Genomic DNA, 4,435 nt, shown 5'->3' with positions numbered 1-4,435 from the left:
AGCGAGTAATCGCGCTGTGTCCGTTTCACACCTTGTCCCATCGGGTTCTCCATTTATTGGGGGGAAAGGTGTAAACCATATTCAGGACGGGACAGCCAAAAAAGAGGGGCCAGCCTTGCCGGCTGGCCCCTCTTTATTCATGAAGACAATGAGTTAACAAGGTTTACATGATTGCATTCAGTAAGGCTATCTTCTTCCCCTCACCAAGTGGTAACCAATAAAGCAAAGAAATAGTCCCACTCCTGACCACAGGCCGAAGGCAAACAGTTTGGCAACTGCTTGGCCAAATGCTTCGGATGCCAACAAGATGATCCCGCATATAGCACGACATGTATCGCTGCCATTCGGTAGAGGTTGATGTCCACTGAGAATGCTCATGCCGTAGGTCATGGCAAACACACCAGACAAGATCAGAACCATTCCCATTGGTTTGACACTTAGCCTATGGTCAGGGCTTAAGCGGTTTTCCGTGTGCTCTTTTAGTACCAGCGTCAGAGCAAGGAGAAGTGCCACAAAGCCAAGTAAAACGACAATGGCCGTGAAGTCTGGTGCGGGCCCAGTAAAGAGAGCAGCAAGTATGACATTCCCGGTGGTAAGAATCGCGAGTTGCAAAATGATGCGTATAGCACTTCATTAGTGCCACCTGATGTGGGCCGGAAGGGGCCTTGTTTGTCGATGCATAGCCGCTCTCATGAAGGATCAGGGATAGCTCAACGTCTCTTTGATAAGCGGCAGTTGAGCCTTGATCCACGCCGGATTGATGGGACCCCAGTCGCTGATGCGATAGTGTCCCTGCAGGTGGCGAGCCCCCTCGGTCTGCTCGAAGGCGCAGCTGATATCGAGTTCGGCTAGCGCGCTCAGGGTATCTTGCGCGGTGCGGCGCGGCATGCCGGTTGCCTCCATGATGGCGGGCACCGTATCTGTGCCCTGGCTGATCAGCCAGGCCACGTAGAGCCGCCGGTAGAAGCTGGTGCGGGTCTTGCTCGGCTCGCTCATAGCTCGTCCTCAAGACGATCGAAGTAGCGCCAGGTTGCGATGGCTGCCTTGCCCATCACCAGTGCCCAGAGGCCGAACCAGAACCAGCGGAAGAAGCTCCAAGTGGAGGCGTCAGGCTCGGTGCTCTCAATCTTGGTGACGTTGGGGAACATGGAGAACATGTTCACGCGCCAGCCGTAGGAGGTAATGATGGCCAGGCGTTTCTCGAACTCCATCGACTTGGCCTTGGCCTGGACGTCGGCGGCGTTGAATTTGAAGTAGAAGGGCCAGCCCCACTCGGTATCTTCATTGCGAAACACCCGGATCTTCTCGCCGGGGCGCTCGGTGTAGATGTAATAGACGTCGGTGGTGGGGCCGTCAGCCGGGTTCTTCTGGCTGATAGGGCCATCCTTGTCGGTACGCTTCACCTCGACCCCGGTGATGGTGGCGATGGTGTGCTCCGGCAGGTAGTAGTCGAGCCAGGCGGCGGAAATGAGGGCGATGAGCCCCAAGGCGATAAAAGCGGGTTTCTTGAATCTCAGGCTCATGGTGTTCTCACGTGAGGGGGAGTGACGTGCCTCTACCATACTCACATTTGCCCCCTCAGCCCAGCCCCTTATGGCACCAACGGCCAAAAAATGGCGTTTAAAACAGAGACAAAGCCATTGCTCCATCAACAAGAAAGGCCCTTGCGGGCCTTTTTGTATGGTTCACTTTGTGCGCTTACAGCTGGAATTGGGCCAGCTGTTTGCGTTGCTGCTCGGCGAGCTGGGAGAGTTCGTTGCTGGCACTGGCACTCTGGCTGATGCCGGCGGAGCTCTGGCTCACGATCTCGTGAATATTGGTGATGTTGCGGTTGATGTCGGCGGTAACGCAGGACTGCTCCTCGGCGGCGGTGGCTACCTGGGCGTTGGCGTCGTTGATCTGGCGCACGGCACCGGTAATGCCGCTTAGCAGAGCCTGCACCTGAGCGGACAAACGCTGGTTATGGCTGAGGATCTCCAAAGTCTCCTGTACGCCGTTGTTGGCAGATTGGGACTGGCTCTGCAGCCGCTCGATGATGGCCTGGATCTCCTTGGTGGAGTCCTGGGTACGGGCCGCCAGCATTCTCACTTCGTCGGCCACCACCGCAAAACCACGCCCCGTTTCACCTGCACGGGCCGCTTCGATGGCGGCATTGAGCGCCAGCAGGTTGGTCTGCTCGGAGATCCCCTGAATCACTTCAATTACCTTGCCGATCTGCTCGGACTGGGATTTGAGCTGAGCAACGATGGCTGCGGCATCTTCCAGACTGCCTGCCATCCGGCTGTTGGCTGAGATGCTTTCGGTAAAGAGGGCGAGCCCCTGTTCGACCCGGCCATTGGCATCCCGCGCCAGCTCGTCGGCGATGGCTGCATTGTGGTTGACGTTGTCAGCGGTGCTGGATAGTTCGGTTACGGCGGAGGCGACCTGTTCGATCTCGCTGTGCTGCTGCTTTGCATTGGCCTCGGACTGGGTCATCACGGCGGCCAGCTCAGTGGCGGCGGAGGCGACGCTGTTGCTGATCCCGGTCAGGTTCTCGATGGTGCTACCAAGTTGCCCCAGAGTGAGGTTGATATCTTTGGCCAGACGGGTCAGCTCGTTGTTGCCCTCCGCTTTGGCGCGCACGTTGAAGCGCCCTTGCGCCACGGCGTGCATCACCTCTTGCAACTGACCTATGGGGCTGACGATGCGCCCGGAGAGGACCCAGCCGCAGATCAGCGCCGCCAGCAGGGTACCGGCGGTGAGCAGCAGGGTACGCAGCAGGGTGGCGTCGTAGTGGGCCTGCTCTTCGGCCAGCTCTTGCTGGATCAGCTGGTTGATGTGGGCGGACATGCTGTCGATCTGCTTGATCAGCTGTTCACCCAGCTCGCGGAAATGGAGGCGAGCCGCCTCGTAGGCGACCGGATCGCCGCCACCCTGATGTTTTTGCGCCAGCAGCGGCAGCATGTTGCTGCGGGTATGGCTGAGGTAGGCCTGCAGGGCGGCCGCGACCTGACGGTTATCCTGCTCGGCACCGGGGAGCACCAGACGGCCGAGGATGGCGTTGATCTCCTGCTCGGCGCTGTTGAGGTTTGCGGGCAGAGCGGCAAACAGCTTGGCATCGTAGAGGCCATAGATGGCGCTGGTGCGCAGCCGGTAGGTGGCGTGGATCAGTTTGGCAATATCGTCCTTGTGCTGGACCACGGTCTGGGTCGTCTCATCTATGTCATTGATGGCTTCATCCAGACCCTGTTTGCTGATGGCGATCATCACCATCATCAGCAGGCTGGCCAGCAGCAAAGGTATCAAGACCTGGACACGTATTGATAGATTATTCAATGACATAAATGACTCTAATCCGGAATTGGAGGAGCCGACATATTACACATGCACGTCAGGAGATGTCACAGGCTTTTATTGCTGAAATGTGCGGAAGAAAAGGTTTTTTCTTGTGAGAAAGGAGCCATTTAGGCATTATTGAGCGCTTTATCCCCTGAATATGTGGTACAACTGGCTGGGTTGTGTCAATCCTGTCCCGTTTTCGTGATTTCCCGCTCTCGTCATATGGAGGTGTGTTGTGTCCAGCTGGATCGATCCGGCCATTCTGGCTCTGTTTATCCCGACCTTTTTCTTTGTCTCGGTGACCCCCGGCATGTGCATGACCCTGTCGATGACCCTTGGGATGAGCCTGGGGGTGCGCCGTACCCTGCACATGATGTGGGGAGAGCTGATCGGGGTCGGGCTGGTCTCGGTGCTCTCGGTGATCGGGGTGGCAGCCATCATGCTCAACTATCCGGGGATCTTCGCCGCCTTCAAATATCTGGGGGGCGCCTATCTGGTGTGGCTTGGCATCCAGATGTGGCAGGCCAAGGGGAAGATGGCCATTCCGGCGGATCTCTCGGCCGGTCAACAGACCAGCGCCATGGGGCTGGCGGTGCAGGGCTTTGTCACCGCCATCGCCAATCCCAAGGGGTGGGCTTTCATGATCTCCTTGCTCCCCCCCTTTATCTCTGCCGACAAGCCGATGGCGCCGCAGATCGGCGCGCTGGTGGCGCTTATTCTGGTCATCGAATTCTCCTGCCTGCTGCTCTACGCAAGCGGTGGCCGCACTTTGCGCCACTTCCTCGCCAAGAGCGGCAACGTCACCCTGATGAACCGCATCGCCGGTACCCTGATGCTGGGGGTGGGAGTCTGGCTGGCGCTCGGTTAAGAGTTGTCAGTGACCCATGCCATTGTCTAGTCCTGAAATAGGTTTACACATTTTCAACTAGCATTTCTCTACTCAGAACCCCCTATGTACCGCATCGGGGGTTCTGTATTTCAACGCATGATGCGGCCGCTCCGCGTTGTAAATATCCACTGCTTCACGCACCATTTCCCGCGCTTGCGTCAAATCCTGCGGGCTTTGCAACAATAACTCTCCTTTCAAAATCCCGTTCACCCGCTCCGCCAACGCATT

At 57.5% G+C, this 4,435-nt stretch carries 5 protein-coding genes; 1 reads left to right on the top strand and 4 read right to left on the bottom strand.

Translation table 11 applies throughout. The features are described 5' to 3' along the window. Positions 1-699: 699 nt before the first annotated feature. The 3 genes from AB5Y76_RS14180 to AB5Y76_RS14170 form a co-directional block, all read right to left on the bottom strand. Complete coding sequence (locus AB5Y76_RS14180) at positions 700-996, bottom strand: helix-turn-helix domain-containing protein (RefSeq protein WP_005344341.1); 297 nt, start codon at positions 994-996, stop codon at positions 700-702. Next, positions 993-1,523 (bottom strand): DUF1523 family protein, encoded by a 531-nt coding sequence (locus AB5Y76_RS14175; protein WP_005350438.1) that lies wholly within the window; start codon positions 1,521-1,523, stop codon positions 993-995. The genes AB5Y76_RS14180 and AB5Y76_RS14175 overlap by 4 nt, the downstream gene beginning before the upstream one ends. Before the next feature lie 175 nt (positions 1,524-1,698). Beyond that, entirely contained in the window at positions 1,699-3,321 is a 1,623-nt protein-coding gene (locus AB5Y76_RS14170) for a methyl-accepting chemotaxis protein (RefSeq protein ID WP_263719278.1), read from the bottom strand. A 232-nt stretch (positions 3,322-3,553) separates the two neighbouring features. Here AB5Y76_RS14170 and AB5Y76_RS14165 point away from each other — a divergent pair, with 232 nt between their 5' ends. Beyond that, entirely contained in the window at positions 3,554-4,186 is a 633-nt protein-coding gene (locus AB5Y76_RS14165; protein ID WP_263719277.1) for a LysE family translocator, read from the top strand. Positions 4,187-4,258: 72 nt separating this feature from the next. On the opposite strand, the gene AB5Y76_RS14160 is transcribed toward AB5Y76_RS14165, so the two are convergent. Beyond that, a partial coding sequence (locus AB5Y76_RS14160; RefSeq protein WP_368177745.1) for an integrase core domain-containing protein occupies positions 4,259-4,435 on the bottom strand: 177 nt, incomplete at its 5' end.

The sequence above is a fragment of the Aeromonas sp. R1-2 genome (assembly GCF_040908505.1).
GTDB classification, from domain to species: Bacteria; Pseudomonadota; Gammaproteobacteria; order Enterobacterales; family Aeromonadaceae; genus Aeromonas; species Aeromonas veronii.
Note: the sequence above shows the minus strand (reverse complement) of the source record. Positions and strands in the feature narration are given on the sequence as shown.